This is a genomic window from Tardiphaga sp. GW821-FHT12E02 (genome assembly GCF_058807155.1).
In genome coordinates this window covers 4,942,404-4,961,666 of record NZ_JBXAQK010000001.1, presented here as the reverse complement: position 1 = coordinate 4,961,666, position 19,263 = coordinate 4,942,404, and the positions used below count along the sequence as shown (strand labels likewise).

20 protein-coding genes are annotated in these 19,263 nt (G+C 60.7%); 7 read left to right on the top strand and 13 right to left on the bottom strand.

Translation table 11 applies throughout. From position 1 onward, the window contains the following. From AC1RQ5_RS23500 to AC1RQ5_RS23470, 7 genes are read right to left on the bottom strand one after another with little or no spacing between them, the layout of a single operon-like run. On the bottom strand, nt 1-1,434 hold the full coding sequence (locus AC1RQ5_RS23500) for a lipopolysaccharide biosynthesis protein (protein ID WP_493202168.1): 1,434 nt from the start codon (nt 1,432-1,434) through the stop codon (nt 1-3). Nucleotides 1,435-1,437: 3 nt separating this feature from the next. Continuing rightward, on the bottom strand, nt 1,438-2,460 hold the full coding sequence (locus tag AC1RQ5_RS23495) for an acyltransferase family protein (protein ID WP_493202167.1): 1,023 nt from the start codon (nt 2,458-2,460) through the stop codon (nt 1,438-1,440). Nucleotides 2,461-2,493: 33 nt separating this feature from the next. Then, nucleotides 2,494-3,600 (bottom strand): acyltransferase family protein, encoded by a 1,107-nt coding sequence (locus tag AC1RQ5_RS23490; RefSeq protein ID WP_493202166.1) that lies wholly within the window; start codon nt 3,598-3,600, stop codon nt 2,494-2,496. A gap of 41 nt (nt 3,601-3,641) precedes the next feature. Next, nucleotides 3,642-4,724 carry a glycosyltransferase gene (locus AC1RQ5_RS23485; protein ID WP_398480757.1) on the bottom strand — a complete coding sequence of 361 codons (1,083 nt, stop codon included), beginning with the start codon at nt 4,722-4,724 and terminating at the stop codon, nt 3,642-3,644. Next, a complete protein-coding gene (locus tag AC1RQ5_RS23480; protein WP_493202164.1) occupies nt 4,721-6,115 on the bottom strand; it encodes a VpsF family polysaccharide biosynthesis protein in 1,395 nt (464 codons plus the stop codon). The genes AC1RQ5_RS23485 and AC1RQ5_RS23480 overlap by 4 nt, the downstream gene beginning before the upstream one ends. Next, nucleotides 6,112-8,418 carry a polysaccharide biosynthesis tyrosine autokinase gene (locus AC1RQ5_RS23475; protein ID WP_493202162.1) on the bottom strand — a complete coding sequence of 769 codons (2,307 nt, stop codon included), beginning with the start codon at nt 8,416-8,418 and terminating at the stop codon, nt 6,112-6,114. Before AC1RQ5_RS23475 ends, AC1RQ5_RS23480 begins: the two co-directional genes overlap by 4 nt. Then, entirely contained in the window at nt 8,399-9,667 is a 1,269-nt protein-coding gene (locus tag AC1RQ5_RS23470; protein ID WP_493202161.1) for an outer membrane beta-barrel protein, read from the bottom strand. The genes AC1RQ5_RS23475 and AC1RQ5_RS23470 overlap by 20 nt, the downstream gene beginning before the upstream one ends. Nucleotide 9,668: 1 nt before the next feature. Between AC1RQ5_RS23470 and AC1RQ5_RS23465 the strand changes: the two genes are divergently transcribed. After that, nucleotides 9,669-9,983 carry a hypothetical protein gene (locus tag AC1RQ5_RS23465; RefSeq protein ID WP_493202159.1) on the top strand — a complete coding sequence of 105 codons (315 nt, stop codon included), beginning with the start codon at nt 9,669-9,671 and terminating at the stop codon, nt 9,981-9,983. Nucleotides 9,984-10,151: 168 nt separating this feature from the next. Here AC1RQ5_RS23465 and AC1RQ5_RS23460 read toward each other — a convergent pair whose 3' ends face one another. The 3 genes from AC1RQ5_RS23460 to AC1RQ5_RS23450 form a co-directional block, all read right to left on the bottom strand. After that, nucleotides 10,152-10,730 carry a polysaccharide biosynthesis/export family protein gene (locus tag AC1RQ5_RS23460; protein WP_493202157.1) on the bottom strand — a complete coding sequence of 193 codons (579 nt, stop codon included), beginning with the start codon at nt 10,728-10,730 and terminating at the stop codon, nt 10,152-10,154. 154 nt (nt 10,731-10,884) lie between these two features. Then, entirely contained in the window at nt 10,885-11,616 is a 732-nt protein-coding gene (locus AC1RQ5_RS23455) for a metallophosphoesterase family protein (RefSeq protein ID WP_398480747.1), read from the bottom strand. A gap of 126 nt (nt 11,617-11,742) precedes the next feature. Further along, on the bottom strand, nt 11,743-11,865 hold the full coding sequence (locus tag AC1RQ5_RS23450; RefSeq protein ID WP_493202156.1) for a hypothetical protein: 123 nt from the start codon (nt 11,863-11,865) through the stop codon (nt 11,743-11,745). 679 nt (nt 11,866-12,544) lie between these two features. Between AC1RQ5_RS23450 and AC1RQ5_RS23445 the strand changes: the two genes are divergently transcribed. From AC1RQ5_RS23445 to AC1RQ5_RS23435, 3 genes are all read left to right on the top strand, one after another. Beyond that, nucleotides 12,545-13,273 carry a sugar transferase gene (locus AC1RQ5_RS23445; protein ID WP_493202155.1) on the top strand — a complete coding sequence of 243 codons (729 nt, stop codon included), beginning with the start codon at nt 12,545-12,547 and terminating at the stop codon, nt 13,271-13,273. Between the two features lie 117 nt (nt 13,274-13,390). Then, complete coding sequence (locus AC1RQ5_RS23440) at nt 13,391-14,182, top strand: FkbM family methyltransferase (protein WP_493202153.1); 792 nt, start codon at nt 13,391-13,393, stop codon at nt 14,180-14,182. A gap of 74 nt (nt 14,183-14,256) precedes the next feature. Beyond that, nucleotides 14,257-15,576 carry a UDP-glucose dehydrogenase family protein gene (locus AC1RQ5_RS23435; protein WP_493202151.1) on the top strand — a complete coding sequence of 440 codons (1,320 nt, stop codon included), beginning with the start codon at nt 14,257-14,259 and terminating at the stop codon, nt 15,574-15,576. A 123-nt stretch (nt 15,577-15,699) separates the two neighbouring features. Here the strand turns inward: AC1RQ5_RS23435 and AC1RQ5_RS23430 are convergent, their stop codons facing one another. Then, nucleotides 15,700-16,119: a hypothetical protein gene (locus AC1RQ5_RS23430; protein ID WP_493202149.1), complete on the bottom strand. Its 420-nt coding sequence runs from the start codon at nt 16,117-16,119 to the stop codon at nt 15,700-15,702. A 161-nt stretch (nt 16,120-16,280) separates the two neighbouring features. Here AC1RQ5_RS23430 and AC1RQ5_RS23425 point away from each other — a divergent pair, with 161 nt between their 5' ends. Next, the gene (locus AC1RQ5_RS23425) at nt 16,281-16,655 is read left to right on the top strand and encodes a hypothetical protein (protein ID WP_398483415.1); all 375 of its coding nucleotides are present in this window, start codon (nt 16,281-16,283) and stop codon (nt 16,653-16,655) included. Between the two features lie 115 nt (nt 16,656-16,770). Here AC1RQ5_RS23425 and AC1RQ5_RS23420 read toward each other — a convergent pair whose 3' ends face one another. Further along, complete coding sequence (locus AC1RQ5_RS23420) at nt 16,771-16,902, bottom strand: hypothetical protein (protein ID WP_493202147.1); 132 nt, start codon at nt 16,900-16,902, stop codon at nt 16,771-16,773. Between the two features lie 42 nt (nt 16,903-16,944). Here AC1RQ5_RS23420 and AC1RQ5_RS23415 point away from each other — a divergent pair, with 42 nt between their 5' ends. Continuing rightward, nucleotides 16,945-17,199, top strand: coding sequence for a hypothetical protein (locus AC1RQ5_RS23415; RefSeq protein WP_493203531.1), 255 nt, complete (start codon nt 16,945-16,947; stop codon nt 17,197-17,199). 4 nt (nt 17,200-17,203) lie between these two features. Here the strand turns inward: AC1RQ5_RS23415 and AC1RQ5_RS23410 are convergent, their stop codons facing one another. Further along, entirely contained in the window at nt 17,204-18,007 is an 804-nt protein-coding gene (locus AC1RQ5_RS23410; protein WP_493202146.1) for a mechanosensitive ion channel family protein, read from the bottom strand. Nucleotides 18,008-18,199: 192 nt separating this feature from the next. On the opposite strand from AC1RQ5_RS23410, the gene AC1RQ5_RS23405 reads away from it, so the two are divergent. Next, nucleotides 18,200-19,261 carry a phosphotransferase gene (locus tag AC1RQ5_RS23405; RefSeq protein WP_493202145.1) on the top strand — a complete coding sequence of 354 codons (1,062 nt, stop codon included), beginning with the start codon at nt 18,200-18,202 and terminating at the stop codon, nt 19,259-19,261. The last annotated feature ends 2 nt before the right edge of the window (nt 19,262-19,263 follow it).

The following is a 19,263-nucleotide window of genomic DNA, read 5'->3' as shown; positions in this document are numbered from 1 at the left end:
TCAGGAGAAGCGGGGCTGACGCCTGACCATGCGCAGCAGCGTCGGCCCATACAGGACCGCCAGGGCCACCACATAAAGGGCCGCGCCGGCCGCGATATGTGCCGCAAGCATCGTGTATGACTTTGCTTCCGGAATTCGGGTCAGCAGCATCGCCATGGCCAGTGTTGCGAAGGCGATGCGCGCGAGATGCGACCAGGGCAGAGTCAGGCCGAAGCGTGTGAAGCCGAGTGCGAAACTGACCAGGGCTGCAGCGATGGCGGAGATCACTGTTGCCGCGGCGGCGCCGACCAGTCCCCAGATATGGATGCAGATCAGGCTGGCAACGATGGTGACAGCCGCATCGATGGCCGAGACCACGACCATCAATCGCGTCTTGCTGTGGAGCAGGAAGACCTGGTCGCCGAAATGCGCGCGGACATTGCGGATGGATCCTGCCAGTGTCGAGAGCGGCAGGATTGCGAGCGTGACGGCCTGGAATGGCGCAGCGATCAGCAGATGCACGATCTCGGCGCGCAGCAGGAAGATGCCGACAATGCTGGGCGCCAGGATGCCAAGCAGAAGCGCGCCATTATCCGAGAGCTGCCGCATGGCGGCGTTGCTGCCATTCTGTTCCATGCTTTTGACCGCGAGCGGGAATGCCGCCGCCGTCACCAGCATCGCGGCGACGGCAGCAGCGCGCTGCCCGAGGCCATAGCCGACGGCGAACAGGCCGGCAGCAGCGACGCCGAGCATGTCATTGACGATGAAGCGCGAGGCATTGAGGCCGACCCAGCCGAGCGCGCCGCCGAAGATCAGCGGAATGCCATAGCCCAACGCATGGCGGATGATCTCGCGGTCGATCGGCCAGACGCGCCGGCTGAAGCCGATCTTCGGCAGCACGATCAAGGCGGCAAGCAATTGTGCCGCCGCATAGCCAAGCAGCGGCCATTCAGGCGCCGGGCTGATTGTCTCGATCAGGAGCAGGCCGAGCAGGAAGCCGACAGATGGGCCGACGATCTGCTGGATCGAATAGACGCCGATCTGGTGGCGGACGCGCGCACGCTCGGCAATATAGAGATTGAGCGAGCGGCTGATCACATAGGCCACGGTGGCGCCGAGCAGCATCGGATTGGTGTCGGTGGCGATCACCGTATAGAGCACCGCAATCACGGCCGCGCTTTGCAGCACGAGCGACAGCAGGATGACGACATTTTCTGTGCGGTAGAAGCGCTCGGCCTTGTCGCCTTCCTGATAACGCCCGAAGAATCGCAATGCATATTGCGACCACCAGGCGAGGAAGCCGATCTGAAGCAATTCATGGGTCGCGGTGATGAGCGTGATCACACCCAGCGTATGTTCGTTGACCACATGGGTCCACACGATCATGGCGACCAGCTGGAACAGCGGGCCAACGATCTGGGCGGGTAGATAGAGGATGGTGCGTTTCAGCAGCATGCGTCACGCTCCCAGATAACGCAGCACGCGAGGCGGCGCCCATTGGCGCAAGGCCAGCAGCGCCGCGCCGGTGACAGCGAGGGCGATGACATACATCAGAAGCGTCGCTGCAACGCCGCCGAGGGACCGGAACCCGCCGAGATCGCGCAGCGCCATGATAACGAAGATGTGCCAGAGATAGATGAAATAGCTGCCTGCGCCGAGTGTGGCGAGCAGCGGGATATCGATGCGTGTGGCCAGCAACAGCACGCTGAGCGCGGCGGCATAACCGAAGAAGGCTGCGGAATCATAGGCGGCCGCGTCGCCGATCACTGCCATGCGCACGGCAGTATAGGCCACATAGGATATTATCGTGACGATACCGAGCGTCGGCAGCATGTCGAGCAGAACTTCGCGGATCGACGCCCGCGCCACCAGCATGCCGAGCGCCGCAAAAGCGAACCAGAACGGAATGTCGCGCATGCGAAACTCCTCGATCACCCCGTCGGACAGGCCCAAGCGCGCCAATGCGGGATCGAGGTAGCTGCCGGTGACGAGGCCGAGCGCGATGGCGATCAGCAGCAGCACATGCAATCGCTGCTCAGCTTGTTCGGGCACGCGGGTCGCAAACCACAGCACCAGCCACAGCAGCAGCGTGCAGCCGATATACACGAACACGTAATAATAGACGAAGACGTAAGCGAGACCGAACCGCGCAACCGTCGTGGTGATGCGATGATCCATCGCCGGGTTGAGCAGCGCCATATAGAGATACGCCGCGACGAAGGCGATGGCGTAGGGGATGACCGTTGCAGTCAGCCGCTTGGCAACAGGCACGCGACCGGACAGGCCGGTGAGATAGCCGGAGGTAAACAGGAAGATCGGCACGCAGGGGCGCAGGAAAGCGTCGAGCGCGATCTTCCAGGAGGCATCGAGTGGCTGCTGCAAGGCATGGATGCCGATGACCATCAGGATAGCGATGCCGCGCATGGTGTCGATCGCACCGTCGCGGGTGGCGACGGCGGCGCGGCTCGGCGCGCTGGCCATGTCTGTCTCTGCATGCATCACGCTCGCCATCGGTCAGGTCTGCCCAGAGAGCGGCGCCGTGGTGACGCGCGGGCGAAACTGGCGATCATAAAGGTCGTTGAGCGCGCGCCGCATCGGCGTCTCGAAATAGCGCAGTGACAGCACGCTGAGCACGGCCAGCACGATGATCGCCACCGGCAGCAGAGCCAGCTTCCCGCCGGGGAGCACCGGCGCCAGATAGCGCGATGCCAGCGTCAGGACGATGGTCGCGACTGGGATATGCAGCATATAGGACGAGTAGGTGAGGTCGGACCAGCGCTCGAAGCCGAGCCTCGAGAACAGCGTCGTCTGTCCGGCGCAGTCGTGATGGATGGCGAGCAGCGCGATCGCATAGATCATCAGCAGCGCGATGAAAATGTTCAGATAAGCGCCGGTCACGACGAAAAGGACAAGCAGCCCCGTGAGCAGGCCGGGGATCGCGGGAAGCGCAGCGATGCGGTCGCGATAGAGACAACAGGCGATGCCGAGATTGAAGGCTGGCAGTGCGCGGAACGCGCCGCCTTTATTGATCCAGTCCGGCCATGGTTCGGTACCGGCCAAGACGGTCACGAGCGTATTGGCGACGAACGGCACCGCGACCAGCAGCAGGATCACCGGCCTGCGGCGGCTGAGCAGGAGTGCCATCAGCGGAAACAGCACATAGCAGAAGAATTCGGCCGACAGTGACCAGCTCGGAAAATTGAACGTCAGCCTTGCGCCATCAATGGCGTGCAGGAGGAGCAATTGCGCCGGGAGGTCGGAGAACGGGTAGCGCGCCGGATTCTCGCCGCGCGCGATGCCGAAAGTGAGCGCCAGCGCGATGGCGACGTAAAACGCCAGCGTGGCGAGATGCAGCGGATAAATGCGTGCGAAACGGCGCCACAGGAAACGACCGACAGCAGCGGGCGATCCGACTTTGGTGAGATATTGGCTGGCGATCACATAGCCGGAAATGACGAAGAACAGATCGACGAACAGATTGAAGTGCCAGGTGTGATCGACCAGAAAACGGCCGACCGACGCATCCTTCACATAATCAGAATAATGCAGGATCACGACCGCACTGGCCGCGACAATGCGCAGCCCATCCAGATGCCGTGTGTCTGTCCTGATCTCCTGCAAATTTGCGTCCCTGGTTCGGTATGGTTTCGTCGATGGCGTGGTCAGCGCGCGGCCACATTATCTTTCGATGCAGCGCGCCGATTAGCGCCCGCGGCGAGTTCAGCAATCAGGTCAATGACCGTATCGTGGTCACTTGCGGCGAGAGCATTCCAGCGCGCGAGATTCTGATTAGCCGCCGCCACATATTGAGGGCGCCACTTTGGCGTGGCGATGGCAGCGCCGATCTGCGCAGCAGCATTGCCGTGATCGGACATGTCGATAAAAATGCCGGAAGTGCCGAGCACCTCATGAAACACCGGCGCATTGGGCGCGACGATGGGCAGGCCGGCATATTGCGCTTCCAGCAGCGGCAGGCCGAGGCCTTCGTCATGCGAGGTGCAGAGAAAGATGTCAGCCTGATCGAGCAGGCGGGTGACATTCTCGGCGGATTGATAGCCATGCAGCGTCACGCCGGGCATGCGTTCCAATGTCGTCCAGTCGTCACCCCAGCCTTTGCGGCCGACAATATCGAGCGTGGCGCCAGGAAAGCCATGCTGACGCAAGGCGCCGACGATATGGCCGGCGGTGACGAAATTCTTGCGCGGCTCCACAGTGCCCAGTGCCACCACACGCAGCGGCGCAGCACTGACATCGCGCGCATCGCGCCCGGTTGATTGCAGATTGAAGACATTGCGCACGGGGGGGCGATAGAGCGTGATCTCGGCGTCGGACCTGGTGTAGGCGCTGATCTTGCGTAGCGTGTCGCGTGAATTGGTGAGAAAGCGCGGATAGTGCTTGAGGGCCATCCTGAACGGCGCCGCCATATAGAGCTTGGCGCGGATGTTCAGGTCCGCGGACCGCGTGATCAGGAAGTCGTCGTGGATATAGGGCAGCACACGCTCGGCAAATGGGCGCAGCAGCGGGCTCGGCGGGAAGCCGGGGCACAGCAGCAGTGCATTCGACGAGGCAGCCAGGCGCGCTGGCAGGCCGAGGGTCTGCGTCGTGATCATCTGGCGCGTGCCGCGCGAGGTCACGGGAACGACATCGAGCGGCTTCAGCGCAGCCTCGGAAAACAATTCCTGGGTGATGCGTTCGAGACCGGTGACATGGCGGCCGAGATGGGTGTGATCGACATAAATGGTCATGCGAACTCCTGATCCCGATACATCGCTTGCCGCGGTCGCATCCGCGGTGGCTGCACGCCAGGCCTGACGTCACGCGGCATCAGCAGTGCGATCAAGAGCACCAATTGCGCCAGTTGAATGTTCTTCGAGGAAAAACTGACCGAACTCGCAGCAATCATCAGGATCAGCAGCAAAATCGACCAAGCGGCCGGGCTTGAGCGTCGCATCAGCTCGATCGCAAAGCAGGTCAGGCCAAGCGTGATCAGCACGGTGTGGACGAGACCGAACTGCACAATGCAGGACACCCAGAAATTCTCGATGCCGTAATTGAGGCCGAGTTGCGATTGCAGCGCATTCACGCGCACGGGATTCGGCCCGAGCACGAGTTCGCCCCACTGGAAATGTGACAGCATGTCGAAGGTCGCAACGCGCGCCAGCGCGCTGCCTTTGTCCGACGTGAAGCGCAGCAGCATCTTGTCGAAAATGCCGAGCGAATAGGCGGCAAAGACGAGGCCGACGGCCGCGAAAATGAGGCAGATGGCGCCGACCGCCACCAGCAGCGGAACGCGCTTGCCGCGCATGAGATTGAAGGCCTCGATCATTCCCATGATGGCCAGCACGGTGAGCACCGTCATCAGCGCCGTGCGGCCGCCAAAGGCCATCAATGAGCCGAGCGCAAAGGTGATCAGGGGAATGCGGATGATCAGCGGCGGACACACCGCGGGCCGCAGTACCAGTGCCATGATATAGGCGGCGACGATGCCGGATGCGGTGAGGGGATGGCCGAGCAGCGCCGCCGAGCGCCACTCGCCAAGAACGACGACGCTGCCAAGCGTCAACGGCACGATGCGATGGCCGGAGGCGAATTCGTAATAGCCGATCAGGATATTGAGCAGCATCGCCGCATGGAGTGCCCAGATCAGTGGCTTGCGCTGCTGCGGCGTCAGGCGCCAGATCAGCAGGCACAAAAGCACCGGCAGCAGGAATGTGTCGATGATCACCGTGAAGGGGCGATCAAGCACGAACATCTGGATCAGCAGGGCGAACCAGCAGAACAGATGCACCAGCAGCAGTTTCGCATTGGAGAAAGCGCGGTTGATCTCGCCGATCGGATCGCCATCGCGCATCAGCAGCAACAGCGTCGCCATGAAGGTCAGGAATGTCGTCGGGTGCAGCTTATGGAGGAAGTTGCCGCCGGGGGTTAGGTAACTGATCTTCAGATTGGTCAGCACGCTGCCGGACAGTGTGAAGACGGTGATCATCGCCAGGGTAAGCAAGCCGATAATGGCGACATTGATCAGCTGCGTGACATCCGGCAGCGGACGCCGCCGCGGTATGCGCGCGCCATGCGCCGCGGCATAGGCGCCGTGACGTTGCAGGTGATGCGGCGATGCCGATCGGGTCAACGTCACCTGGTCGCCCCCGCGGTTGCGGGAACACCATAAGGCTTGAGATAGGCCGAGCTGCGATAATAGTCATAAAAACGGATCTTCGAGAGATCGACCTGGGTCAGCACGGTGCCGAGCAGGCGGTCATGCACGGGCCCGAGCAGCTCCATCGTATGCTGCACGACTTCGCGCGGCGTCTGGTCCCAGGCCATGGCGAGCAGGATGCGGTCGGCGAGTTCGGCCAGCGCACGGCCATCCACCAACGGGATCAGTGGCGGCGAGTCGATGATGATCAGCTCGTAATGCGATTTGAGCCGTTCGAGGATCTCGACCATCTGTTCGGAGAACATCAGTTCGGTGATGACATCGACATCCTTCATCGCCGGCGATGGCAGGATGGAGAGGCCGCTCGAGCGATCGAACAGCAGCGCGTGCTCCAGCGGCACCTCACCGGTGGCCACCTGGAACAGGCCGGCATCGGCATTGGGGCACAATGCGCGAGTCATGCCGGGGTTGCGCAGGTCCGCATCGATCAGCAGCGTCTTGATGCCGAGCGTGGCGAATGACAGCGCGAGATTGCCGGCAAAGGTGGTCTTGCCTTCGCTTTCGAGGCCCGAGGTGACCAGCACCGTTTTCACCGGCGCCACCTTGCGGGCGCGCTGGATCGAAAGGCGCACCGCGCGGATCGCCTCGGCGAAGAACGTGCCGGGCTCCTCGATGGCATAACGCATCAGCGGCGGTTGCAACGAGGCCGGTAGCAGCCGCATGGTGCGTGGATCGTAATTCTCCAGATCCTTGCGCCCGCGCTTGGCACGCGAGGCGAGTTCGCGGGCGCCGATCGCCGGCAGCGCGGCAAGCGCTGGCACGCCGGTGATGCTCTCGGCCTGTTCCAACGTCTTGATCTTGCCGTCGAGATAATCCGTCAGGAACGCCAGCACGGTGCCGGCGCCGAGGCCCAGCAGGATGGCGAGGCCGAGAATGAGTTTGGATTTCGGCGCCGACGGAAACAGCGGCACGCCCGCATTGGAGACGATGCGCGAATCCGGCAGTTCCAGGCTTTCCTGTGCCGTCGTCTCCTTGGAGCGCGCCAGATAGGACTCATAAAGCGTGCGATTGGCTTCCGCCTCGCGTTGCAATTCGTGCAGGCGGACGAGCGCCTGGCTCGACGTGGTCGAGACGCCCTGCAGCTTGTCAAAACTGTCCTGCAGCGAGGCTTCGCGCGATTTAGAAACCTCGTAGTCGTGCTTGGTGCTCTCGACGATGCGGCGCAGCTCTTCATTGATGAGCTTTTGCGTGTCCTTCAGCTGCGCGCGCGTATTGGCCACCAGCGGGTGGCGCGGGCCATATTTGCTGGTGAGGTCCGCGTCGTTCTTGGCGATATCGGCATATTGCGCGCGCAGCTTGCTTACCATGTCCGAGGACACGGCGGCATTCAGCCCGCCGGCATCGGCGCCGGATTTCGACAGCTGCTGCACCTGATCGAATTTCGCACGCGATTCAGCGGTCTGAACGCGGGCGGCGATCAGCTTGTTGTTGAGATCGGTGATCTGCTGGTCATTGACGGTGACGCCCTGGGCGACCGAGAGATTATTGGCCGCGCGATAGTCGGCGACCGCCTTCTCGGAGACGACGACACGGTTCTTGAGGTCGTCGATCTGGCCGCCCAGCCATTTGGCCGCGATCTTGGTCGAATCATATTTGGCGCGCACCTGCTCGTCGAAATAGGCGGCGGCGACGGCATTGGCGATGGTGGCCGCCTTGGCCGGCGATTCCGAACTCACGGCGATATCGACCAGGAAGGTCGTGCCCTGGCGCACCACTTTCATGCGCTGCTGCAGCATGTCCACCGCATTGGCACGTGCGATCTCCTCGGCGCTGAGGCTGCCGGGTTGTCGCGGGCCCTTGAACAGGTTCTTGATCGGATCGAGCAGGCCAGGTTTCGGCATGAACTCGGGGTCCTGGGTCAGCTTCAGCTTGTCGACCACGCGCTGCACGGTCGCGATCGACTGGATCAGCAGGGACTGGCTCTCGATGGTCGCATCATCGGTGCCGATATTGGTCGGCGTGGTCTGGTTGGTCTCGATCATGGTGGCGCGGCGCGGGTCGACCAACACCGTGGAGACAGCCGTATAGAGGGTCGTCGCCATCATCAGATAGATGAGGGCGATGGCAGCGAGTGCCGCCGCAGGCGCCAGCGCCACGCGCCAGCGACGGCGCAGGATGCGGGCCATTTCGCGCAGATCGACGGTCGGTGCCTTCCAACCCTCGACCGACGTCGGGACGGGCTCCTGCGCAGGATAGGCTTGATCAAAATTGCGCTGTAACATTGATCCCTACCTGGTGCTTGTCGTAGCTGAACAGCGGCGTGCTGCTCTCGCGGGATGTGTAGCGGTGATAGGCCGATATCGCGCTGAACCGGTTCATCAGATATTTGACGCTGGCACTGGTGGTGGTGACGTTGTCGCGGCGGTCCTGGCCGAAGAAGCTGTCGCGCTCATAACCGGCCGAAGCGGACAACACGACATTGCGCAGCAACTCGTAATCGGCGCCGACCTGCACGGCATTGGCGAGCACGCCGGTAGATGACGTGTCCGATGTCTGCGTCACCAGCTGCTCGGCCTTCACATGGATGTCGAGCATCCGCGTCGGGCTCCATGTCAGCTTGGCGCGATAGGATGGGCCGGACACCGTGCCGATCAGCGGATTGTCGAAGCGCTGCTCCACATAGCCGCCGCCGAATTCGCCCTTCACCAGGCGGCCGAGACCGACGGTGAAGCCTGACAACACGCGATAGCCGTTGGAATCGATGGACGAGCCGGGAATGCCACGCAGGTCGCGCTGGTTGCCCTCAGCACCGGCAAACCAGCCGAGCGACGGCGAGAACGCGTAATCGATGCGGCCATGCACGGCATAGATCTGTCCGTCACGGGCGCTCTGGTCGATGATGCTGCCATCCTGTGCGCGGGCGGTGCCGAACTCATAGGAATCGACGCGGGCGCCCACCGACGTGGTGAGCCGGCCCCATTCCTTGCGCAGCGTCAGATCGCCCGAATACAGATTATAAGGTGTCGGCGTGATCGCATTGGTGGGCGAACTCAGCGATCCCACGCCTTCGTTCAGGTGGGCGATCTGGAAACTACCGAGCACCACCATGTCATGGGCAACATCGAACCAGCCTGCGCCCTTCAGGCTCGCATTGGTCTGATCGAGGCTGGAATATTGGTTATAGACCGTGGTCTGCGAATTGAGCTTGAGATCAATGCCGTGGCGTTCCCACAGCGTATGCGCGCGCAGGCTCGGCTCGATGGTCGCGGCGATATCCGCATTTTTCTGCGTATTCGATGCGAAAACATTGCTGTCATAAAGTGCGCCTGTCATCAGCGACGGATTGAACATCCACGAGCCTGAGCGGATGCCGACCGGCTCATAGCCCGGATGCTGGCGTCCCTTCACCGGCGTGTCTTCCGGGGCGACCGGCTCGCCATTGCTATCGCGGGTGTCGCGGTGTTCGAGTTCTGGCAAAGCGGACGGCTCGAAGATGCGTTGGGCGTTCCAGGGCGAGCCCAGCGGATCCATCGTGTTCTGGATTGCCTGGGCGCCGGCAGGCGACGTGACACCGAGGAGAATCGCAGTGGCCGGCCAGGACGCGACCCGTGTGAACCGCCGCAAGACGGGCAACGACGCGCATGCGCTTGAGCGCATCGCGATCGCCTTCTCGTCCATCAGTGCCGGCGAACATTTCATCACGCATCCCTTGCGAAGGTGTCGCCCCTTCGCGATCGAACTGTCGTCGAGACTTGATTGCCGCTTAGAAGTTCATCGCAAAGCTTGCAAAACCGGCAAGTCGATGATGAACAAAGCGCCCCCGCTTACTCACGCTCAACACGTCTGATGAAACGGCCCCTTTCGCTCGTCACAACGCTGCATGCGAAGTGAAGTTCATCGCACTGCACAAGATTACGCAGCGCAAAGAGACGAGACTATGGCAGCGCAACAGCGAGACTGGCAGTTGCCACCGGCTGCTACTCATCAAGAGAGAGTGGTGAGAATGAGAAGAGATTTAGAAGTATCTCTCCGGAACGCGCACATTGTCGCCGGGATAGATGAGAACCGGCGCGTCCATCGGATAGATCTCTTCCACCGTCGAGCCTGAGCGGCGGAGATAAACTTTGCCTTCATTGGCACGGTAGGTGTATCCGCCGGCAGTGGCGACGGCATCGAGCACGGTGAGGCCCACGCGATACGGATATTCACCGCTCTTCTTCACTTCGCCGAGGATATAGAAGGGGCGATAGGCCAGCATCTCCACATTGACGCGAGGATCGCGCACGATTCCCTTGGCGAGTGCAGCGGTGATACTGCGTTCTAGCTGCTTGGTGGTGATACCAGCCGCCTTGATCTGGCCCGCCAGCGGAATCGACACATTGCCATTGGCATCGACTTCATATTCGCCGGTGATATCAGGCTCGCCATAGACTTTCAGCCGCACGCGATCGGTCGGGCCGAGAAGATAGGCGCCCGATGGCGACGCTGCAGAGAGCCGTTGCTGAGCCGACGCGCTCGGCACATGGGTGCTGACGGCGCCAAGCGTGAGCAAGGACAAGACAAATAGACCGGCGAACCGGCGAACCGATGACATGGCAGACCCCCAACTAGATACCAAAACGATCAGAGCATCATTTCGATGACATTTGATCGCGAACTGTCCGGTAAAAAACGGCGAAAGAAAGAAGCCGCAGCGTCCCCACAACGCCAGCGATCGGATTCCGCAGTCGCGCCTTATATGTGTTCTGCTACAGAACCATGATCTCCGTCCCCTCGATGGCGATGCAGGTGAGCACGCCACTTCGCCACGCGCCGGTGTCGATATTGGCGCGATTGTCCCGAATGTCCGCGTGTGGAACCGGCGTGTGACCGTGCACCACATAGAGACCGTGATCGCTGCTGGAATTCAGAAACTCATCACGGATCCACATCAGGTCATTCGCATCCTGTGCATCGAGAGCGACACCGGGGCGAATGCCAGCGTGAACGAACAGAAAGTCGCCACAGCGCACGTTGTTCCGCAGGCAACGCAAAAAAAGTTGGTGGGTGGTGGGGAGGGCCGCGCGAAGGGCATCTTGAACCTGGTCGGCCGTCTGCTCGCGCGTCGGCATGATGCCATAGGAGGCCAGTGTGGCGAGGCCGCCGAGCTGACGCCAACCATCCAAAGACGCGGGATTATCGAGAAGGAACTCCTCCATCAATGCTTCGTGGTTCCCGCGCAGGCAGATTGCATGGTTTTGCACCAGGCGAATTGCCAGCAGATCGATCACACCTTTCGAATCCGCGCCACGATCGATGTAGTCACCGACATAAACCTCGCCTGCGAAGGCGATCGGCCGGCGCGCGATGTCTTCATCAATGCGATGGATGACCTCTTGCAGGAGATCGGCGCGGCCATGGATATCGCCGATGGCATAGATGCGTGTCTCAGGCGGCAGCGCCGCCTTGCTCGGACGCTGACTCGAAGGGGTGCGTGGCATGATGGAGCAACTATGACGCGGAATCGGCTGCGGTCAATTTCATTCCCGCATACATCATCTTGTGGTCTGGCGAGATTATGGACGGCAGACGCTGTGATGAAGCCAGTCTGGATTGAATCCAGCTAGTTACGAGACAAGAAATCGAACGACGGCAATGATTGCGAGCCACATCACGACATTCCCGAGAATAATGGCATTGCGAAGCTTGCGATTTGCGCTGCGCGGTCGCTCGGAGAGTGACTGATCCATGACAGTCTCCTCCTTATGTGCGGGGGAGCTTCTGGTCGCATCAACGCGAACAGGCAGCACGAGAAGCTGAGCGTCCTGCAAAGCTTCCGTTGTGTGGGGCGGTGTGGTCTGCCTCAATGCCATGGTCGTAACCGACGATATTCGACTGAAAACTGCTGTCGGGCCGCAAGTAATGCTCGGCCTTTTAGTATTTGATGAAAAATCAAATTCGAATCGCGCACATCGCGTTCGGGCTGCGAACGTGATGAACAAAAGCATGCACCTGTTCGCGATCACGTGCGATCAGAATCTTTACGTGCGATTTTCTGGTTGGTTTTTGCATGGCTGCCCCGAAGTGGGTGCAGTGCAAGGCAGTCATAAACGAGCTAACCGCTTTTCCTCACACAGAATTTTTCGCGGCGCACAATTCCGCGCGTGGCTCGTGCTGCATTGTCATGCACGGCAATACCGTTTTGCGGCCCCAATTCGCGCAAAGAGTTAAACAAACTTCATTGGCCAAAGCTATTCGAAGTGTGGGGCAAGAGACGAACAAGCGCATTCGCATCTGCGAATGCCATGATGCTGACGAACAAGTCATGTGTCACGTCACCCGCGCTGAGGAGAGATTGCCTACCAAAGTTCCAGCAGGGAGCGTCGATCAATGGTCTCTACTGTTTCAGTTGGTCTTGAACGAAACAAAGTGGCGCCGCTCTGGGAAGGGCAGCGCTTTATCTCGGTGCGTCCCGTGGAGTTCGCAGGCGGATATGGCGGTTATGGCAACAGCGCCTATCGCGGCCGTCGCAAGGCGGTCGTTCGACGTGAACCATCGGCATCCATCACCAAACGGTTGTTCGATGTCACCGCATCGGGCTCTGCGCTGCTGTTTTTCCTTCCTTTCTTCCTGATTGTCGCTGCGATCATCAAGGCGACATCGCCTGGGCCCGTGTTCTTCACGCAATATCGCTACGGCTATCGCAATCGCAGGTTCAAGATCTACAAGTTCCGTTCGATGCGGAACGATCTCGGCGACAAGCTCGGCGTTCAGCAGACCGTGCAGGGCGACGCACGCGTGACGGGGATCGGCAAGGTCCTGCGCAAGACCAGTTTTGACGAATTGCCCCAGCTCATCAACGTGTTGAAAGGCGACATGTCTCTGGTCGGGCCGCGTCCGCATGTGCCGGGCATGCTCGCTGCGAACATGCTCTATGAAGATCTCGTGCCTTATTACTTCCAGCGCCACAGCGCGCGCCCGGGCATCACCGGTCTCGCCCAGATCAGCGGTTGCCGCGGCAGCACGGTCGATCCGAAGCTCGCAATTGCCCGTATCGATTACGATCTCGATTACATCGAGGCGTGGTCGATGGTGAAGGACATCCGGATCATCGTGCAGACGGTGCGCAAGGAATTCATTTCCGGCAACGCGTTCTGACCTCAGTGCCTACCTATTAGTAAGAAAGAGTCCGGCCTGCACCGGCTGCACAATGAGTCATGCCGCGCAGCCGGCGGGGCTTGAGATCATAATGGCTTCGAATGAAGGGTGACAACAATGACCGCCACGCAACGAACCAAGCAAATCCTGAAGGACACGTTTCCCGCCATGTGGCTGCGCTGGCGCTTCATGAAACGTCCGAAGACCGCCGAGCGCGAGCTGAACTATCTCGACAAGATCGTGCCGGCGGGCGCCGTGACCGTCGATGTCGGCGCCAATGTCGGGCTCTATACGCAGAAACTGGCAAAGCTCTCCGGCAAGGTCCACGCTTTCGAACCGTCCCGTGACATGGCCACGCTGTTGCGCCGGACGTCGGCCTCCAATGTCAGCATTCACGAGATCGCGCTATCGGATCAGGAAGGCGAGGCCGATCTCTATATCCCGCAGAGTGACGACGGCCTCGTCCATGGCCTTGCTTCGCTCGAGCAGTCGCATGCGCCGAACACCACCAATGTCGTCGCCGCCCATGTGCCGCTGGCGCGGCTTGATGGCGTGATGAAGGATGACGTCGCTTTCGTGAAGGTCGATGTGGAAGGTCATGAACTTAGCGTGCTCAAGGGCGCCACTGGCCTGATCGATCGCTGTCAGCCTGTGTTCCTGGTCGAGGCGGAGGATCGTCATCGCACGGATGCGACAAAATCGATCTTCGAATTCTTCGAGACCAAGGACTATCGCGGCTATTTCCTCTCCGATGAAGAAATCGTCCCGGTGGATTTCTTCGATGCCGAGACGATGCAGGATCCCGACGCGCTGCTGCCCAATGGTGGCCGCAAACCGGGGCAATCCTATGTGAACAACTTCTTCTTCTTCCCGCGACATCTCGATGGCGAGTTGCTGCTCAGCAGCTGAGATGGCGCGGATACCTAACTTGGGGGTGTCCGGGTCGTTCTGACCGCGGACTTTTATATAAGACAGGACATAAGATGCGTATCGCCATGATTGGCGCCGGCTATGTGGGGCTGGTGTCGGGTGCGTGCTTTTCGGATTTCGGCCATCACGTCACTTGCGTCGATACCGACCAGAGCAAGATCGATGCGCTCAATCGCGGCGAGATCCCGATCCACGAGCCAGGCCTCGATGCGCTCGTTGCCAGCAATGCCAGGCAGAAGCGCCTGAACTTCGTCACCGACATCACCAAGGCGGTGGGCGAAGCCGAGGTCGTGTTCATCGCCGTCGGCACGCCGTCACGACGCGGGGACGGCCATGCCGATCTCACTTACGTCTATGCAGCCGCCCGCGAGATTGCCAAGGCGATCACCAAATTCACGGTGGTCGTGAATAAATCCACAGTGCCTGTCGGCACTGGCGATGAAGTCGAGCGCATCATTCGCGAGGAAAATCCCCACGCTGAATTCGCAGTCGTCTCCAATCCGGAATTTTTGCGCGAAGGTGCGGCGATCCGCGACTTCAAGCATCCCGATCGCATCGTGATCGGATCGAGCGATGCACGCGCCAAACAGGTGATGGCCGAGGTCTATCGCCCGCTGCATCTCAACACATCGCCAATTCTCTACACCGATCGTCGCACGGCCGAACTCACCAAATATGCCGCAAACTCCTTCCTAGCCACCAAGGTCGCCTTCATCAACGAGATCGCCGATCTCGCCGAGAAGGTGGGTGCCAATGTGCAGGAAGTCGCGCGCGGCATCGGCCTCGACAACCGCATCGGCGCAAAGTTCCTGCATGCAGGCCCCGGCTATGGCGGCTCGTGTTTCCCGAAGGATACGCTGGCGCTGATCAAGACCGGCCAGGATCACGAAGCACCGCTGCGCATCGTGGAGACTGTCGTTGCCGTCAACGACCAGCGCAAGCGCGCGATGGCCCGCAAGGTGGCACACGCCTTCGGCGGCAATCTGCGCGGCAAGACGATTGCCATTCTCGGCGTCACCTTCAAGCCGAACACTGACGACATGCGCGATGCGCCGTCGATCCCGCTGATCACGGCCTTGCAGGACATGGGTGCGGAGATTCGCGTCTATGATCCCGTCGGCATGGAGCAGGCCAAGAAGGTGTTCGAGAATGTCACCTTCTGCGACAGCGCCTATGATTGCGCACGCGGCAGCCATGCGGTGACCATCGTCACCGAATGGGAGCAGTTCCGTGCTCTGGATCTGAAAGAGATGGCGTCGATCATGGCGTGTCCGGTGATCGTGGATCTCCGCAACATCTATGCGCCCGAGGAAGTCATCCGCAACGGCTTCCTGTATAGCGGCGTGGGGCGACCGCAATCAGTGGCGTATTGAGCACATCATCCCCGCGAAAGCGGGGACCCATACATGCTGTCGAGATAGTGTAAGCTCGATGTAGCTATATCGTTTTAGCCAGAGGCGCGGAGGCTATGGGTCCCCGCTTTCGCGGGGACGACATTATTGCGTGGCTTCGGTCGTCGGCGTGATTGCGCTCTCGACGGAGACGGCGATCTGATCATCGACGCCGTGGAACAGAGCTTCCAGGCCTTCGCCGCCGAGATACCAGCTGCCGAAATAATACGTCGCTCCGACGATCGCGGCGGCCATGATAAGGCCTCGGCCTACGGAAATGACGATATCGGCCTTGGTAAGTTGGTGCATCAAGCTATCCCGTTGAGGGCCGTCATCATCTGACGCGGCGGCGGTCCCGAACGTGCCGAGGAACTCGACAACCAGTAACAGCGCGATAAAGCCTGCGGACAATAGCGAAATTGAGACGAGCTGACGGTGGCCGAGGCCAAATTCGTCCATCGCAAGCGAGCCCATCGAATAGGCGAAGAGGGCGGCGCTGCCGCCGCCGATCACAATGATCGCCATCAATTCCAGTATCCGTCCCATGCGCGACCATCTCTGCTGGGGATGACGGATTCAACCGTCGCATTTGCGACAATTCACCCCAGTTTAAGGCGCCACTCGGACACTGATCGATACAATCAGTCACAAATGCGCGAAACCAAGGTATAGTATGACAGTTGCATATGAGTTGGCGGATCGGAACCTTGGCGCGGGGCAGCATGATGCGGTCTAAGGGCGTGATTGTCGCACTAGCAGTTTCGCTCGCATCGCCCGGATTCGCCAATGAGATCGACCAGATGGCGTCGAATCTCGAAAAGAGCTGCTCGAATCATTTTCGCAAGCGCCCCAACCGGACTTCGAACGATTCAAAAAAGTTTTGTAAGTGCTTCGCGGCCGAATTCACCTCCATCATATCCCTGCGCGAGATCGACAGTGCAGCTGGCTCAGTAACGCCTGAAATCCACGAACAATTCCAGCGCGCAGCTGATCATTGCGGTCGCGATATCGCGGCGGATGTGGCGCAATCGGGCAGGGTGTGGGCTACGCAAGACAACTAGGCGTCGGTGCTCGGACGTCTCACGCCGTGACACTGACTCACTGTCGCCTCATTTGATGCGGAGTTTGTGGCTGCCGGCGCATTGGGGACGACATCGCGCTGGCATTGGGGACTGTTCATTTGACGATATCTCGCTCCAAGGCGCCGCCCGCGTCGCGCATGCCCGTATCCGGGCTAAAGCAAAAGGCCGGGCCAGCAGTCGAAGCCGTATCGATCGCTTGCGCCCATTTGTTTGCGGTGGCGGCCATGGTCGTCATCGCCGGTCTGGTTATTTACGCGAGATAGACGTGATGCGTTTGATTTGGTCCGGGCTGTCTGCTGCAGCCCTTACGCTTTTAATGGTGGAGCCATCGGCGGCGCAGCGGGTGTTGTCCTTTGAGCCGTTGGCCATGGATCCATATTCCACCGTCTATGTCGACAATGGCTCGTGCTCACCGGGCAAGGTGCTGAAGGTGCAGGGCGCGCCAAACAACCAGCGTCGCAAGAAGAGCTGCGTGCCGCTCTCAGATCTGCGCGGCCCGAGCGGCGCCATCCGCACCAAGTAGCGCGCTAGGTCGCAGCTTTCGGCAACGCCGATGGCCGCGCGGCGACATAGGTGTTGATCGCTTCCAGCAGTTTGCTCTTCACCGCATCGGCATCGCCAGGCTCGGTGGTCGCGGCCACGGTGAGCTCGACCACGCCATCGCCATCCGCAAGATTGACCACCTTGGACACTTTGGCCTGCGGCGCCTGCACGCGAGAATCAGCAGCGAGATCAGCCACCAGCTCGCGGCTGATGGCCTGTGCCTCAGCACCTGCGCGCACGGGGAAACTCACTTCGACCTTGCCGGCATTGGCGCCGGGATAGGTCGACTTGTTGATGATGGCAGAACCCCACACCGAACCGTTCGGCAGCAGGATCTGCACATTCTCGCTGGTCTTCAACTCGGTCATGAACAGCGATAGCGATGTGACGGTGCCGGCTTTGCCGCCGACCTCGACGGTGTCGCCGATCTTGAACGGCCGAAACAGCAACAGCATCACGCCAGCTGCGAGATTGGTGAGTGTGCCCTGCAGCGCGAGGCCGATGGCCAGAGATGCAGCACCCAGCACGGCGACGAGACTGGCCGTCTGGATGCCGAATAGCTGCAGCACTGCGATGCCGACCACGGCCAATACGGCATAGCGCGCCAGCGAGGCGACAAAGTTCGACACGAGCGGATCGATGCGGCGCGCATGCGACAATGCCCCGGTGACAATGCGATCGGCCGCACCGGACAGATAGAAGCCGATGGCCAGCAGCGCGCCCGCATAAATTGCGTTCAATCCATAAAGCAGCAGCGACGCCCACAGCGTTTCGAAATTGATGGTCACGGGAAATCCTTCAAGCAGCCTGACCGACGCCAACGCATGGGCGGATCGATTGATCCCGCTTTTTGGCTCCCGCGCGCCGTCAATCGGGAGGAAAATACCGATCTTCCTGACAAATCCCGCCGCCATTGCTAAACTCGCTGAGACCGGCTTGCATGCCACCGCCGGTTCCGAATCGAGATTGGATCAAGAGAAGTGAAACACGAGACTTCCGCTCCGGTTGTAATGCAGAGCGGTCTCGCGGCCTCGTATGTGAATATGACCGAGGACGAGGCTGTCGAACTGGCGCGCACGCATTTCGGCATCGATGGCAAGCCCACCCGCTTCGCCACCGAAAAGGATGACACGTTTCGCATCGCCCCGGCCATTGGCCCGCGTTACGTCCTGAAAGTCGCCAACCCCACCGAAGACGTCGCGGAGATTGATTTCCAGATCCGCGTGCTCGAGCATATCGCGACGCGTGCGCCGGCGCTGCCGATCCCGCGCGTCGTCCCGAACAAGGCCGGCGAGGGTCATTTCGCCTATCACGATCGCGCCGGCCAGCGCCGTCAGGTCAGGCTGATGTCCTTCGTAGAAGGGCAGCCGCTCAGCGAAGTCGTTATTGACGTGCAGGGCCGCGAGGAAATCGGCCGGCTGCTGGCGACGCTGCGTCTGGCACTCGCCGATTTCAGCCATCCCACCGAAACCCGCATTGTGCCGTGGGACGTCAAGAACCTGCTGACCTTGGCACCTCTGTTGCCGGAGATCACTGACGCCGCATGGCGTGCCAAGCTCGAAACGGTGCTCGAACGCTTCGCCTCCATCGCGCCACGCCTGCAGCGTTGCCGCCAGCAGGTGTTGCATAACGATTTTACCCGCTCCAACATCGTCGCCGATCCCAAGCTGCCGACCTTCATCAGCGGCATCATCGATTTCGGCGACACCGTACGCACCGCTATCGCCATCGATGCCTCGACCGCGCTGCTCAACCAGCTGCCGGAGAAAATGGAGGGCGAGATTTTTGCGCACGGCCGTGATCTCCTGCGCGGCTATCTGCGCATCGCTGATCTCACGGAAGAAGAACTCGCGCTGATCCCGGCGTTGATCATGTCGCGCCTCACCACCCGCATCCTGCTCTCCACCGCCATGGCCAACCGTGTGCCGTCGGTGGCCGACTATGTTCTCCGCAACAATCACATGACCTGGGGCCAGATCGACTGGTTCCTCAATCGCTCGATGGACGATCTAGGCACGCAGCTGATCGACCTCGCGCGCTAACA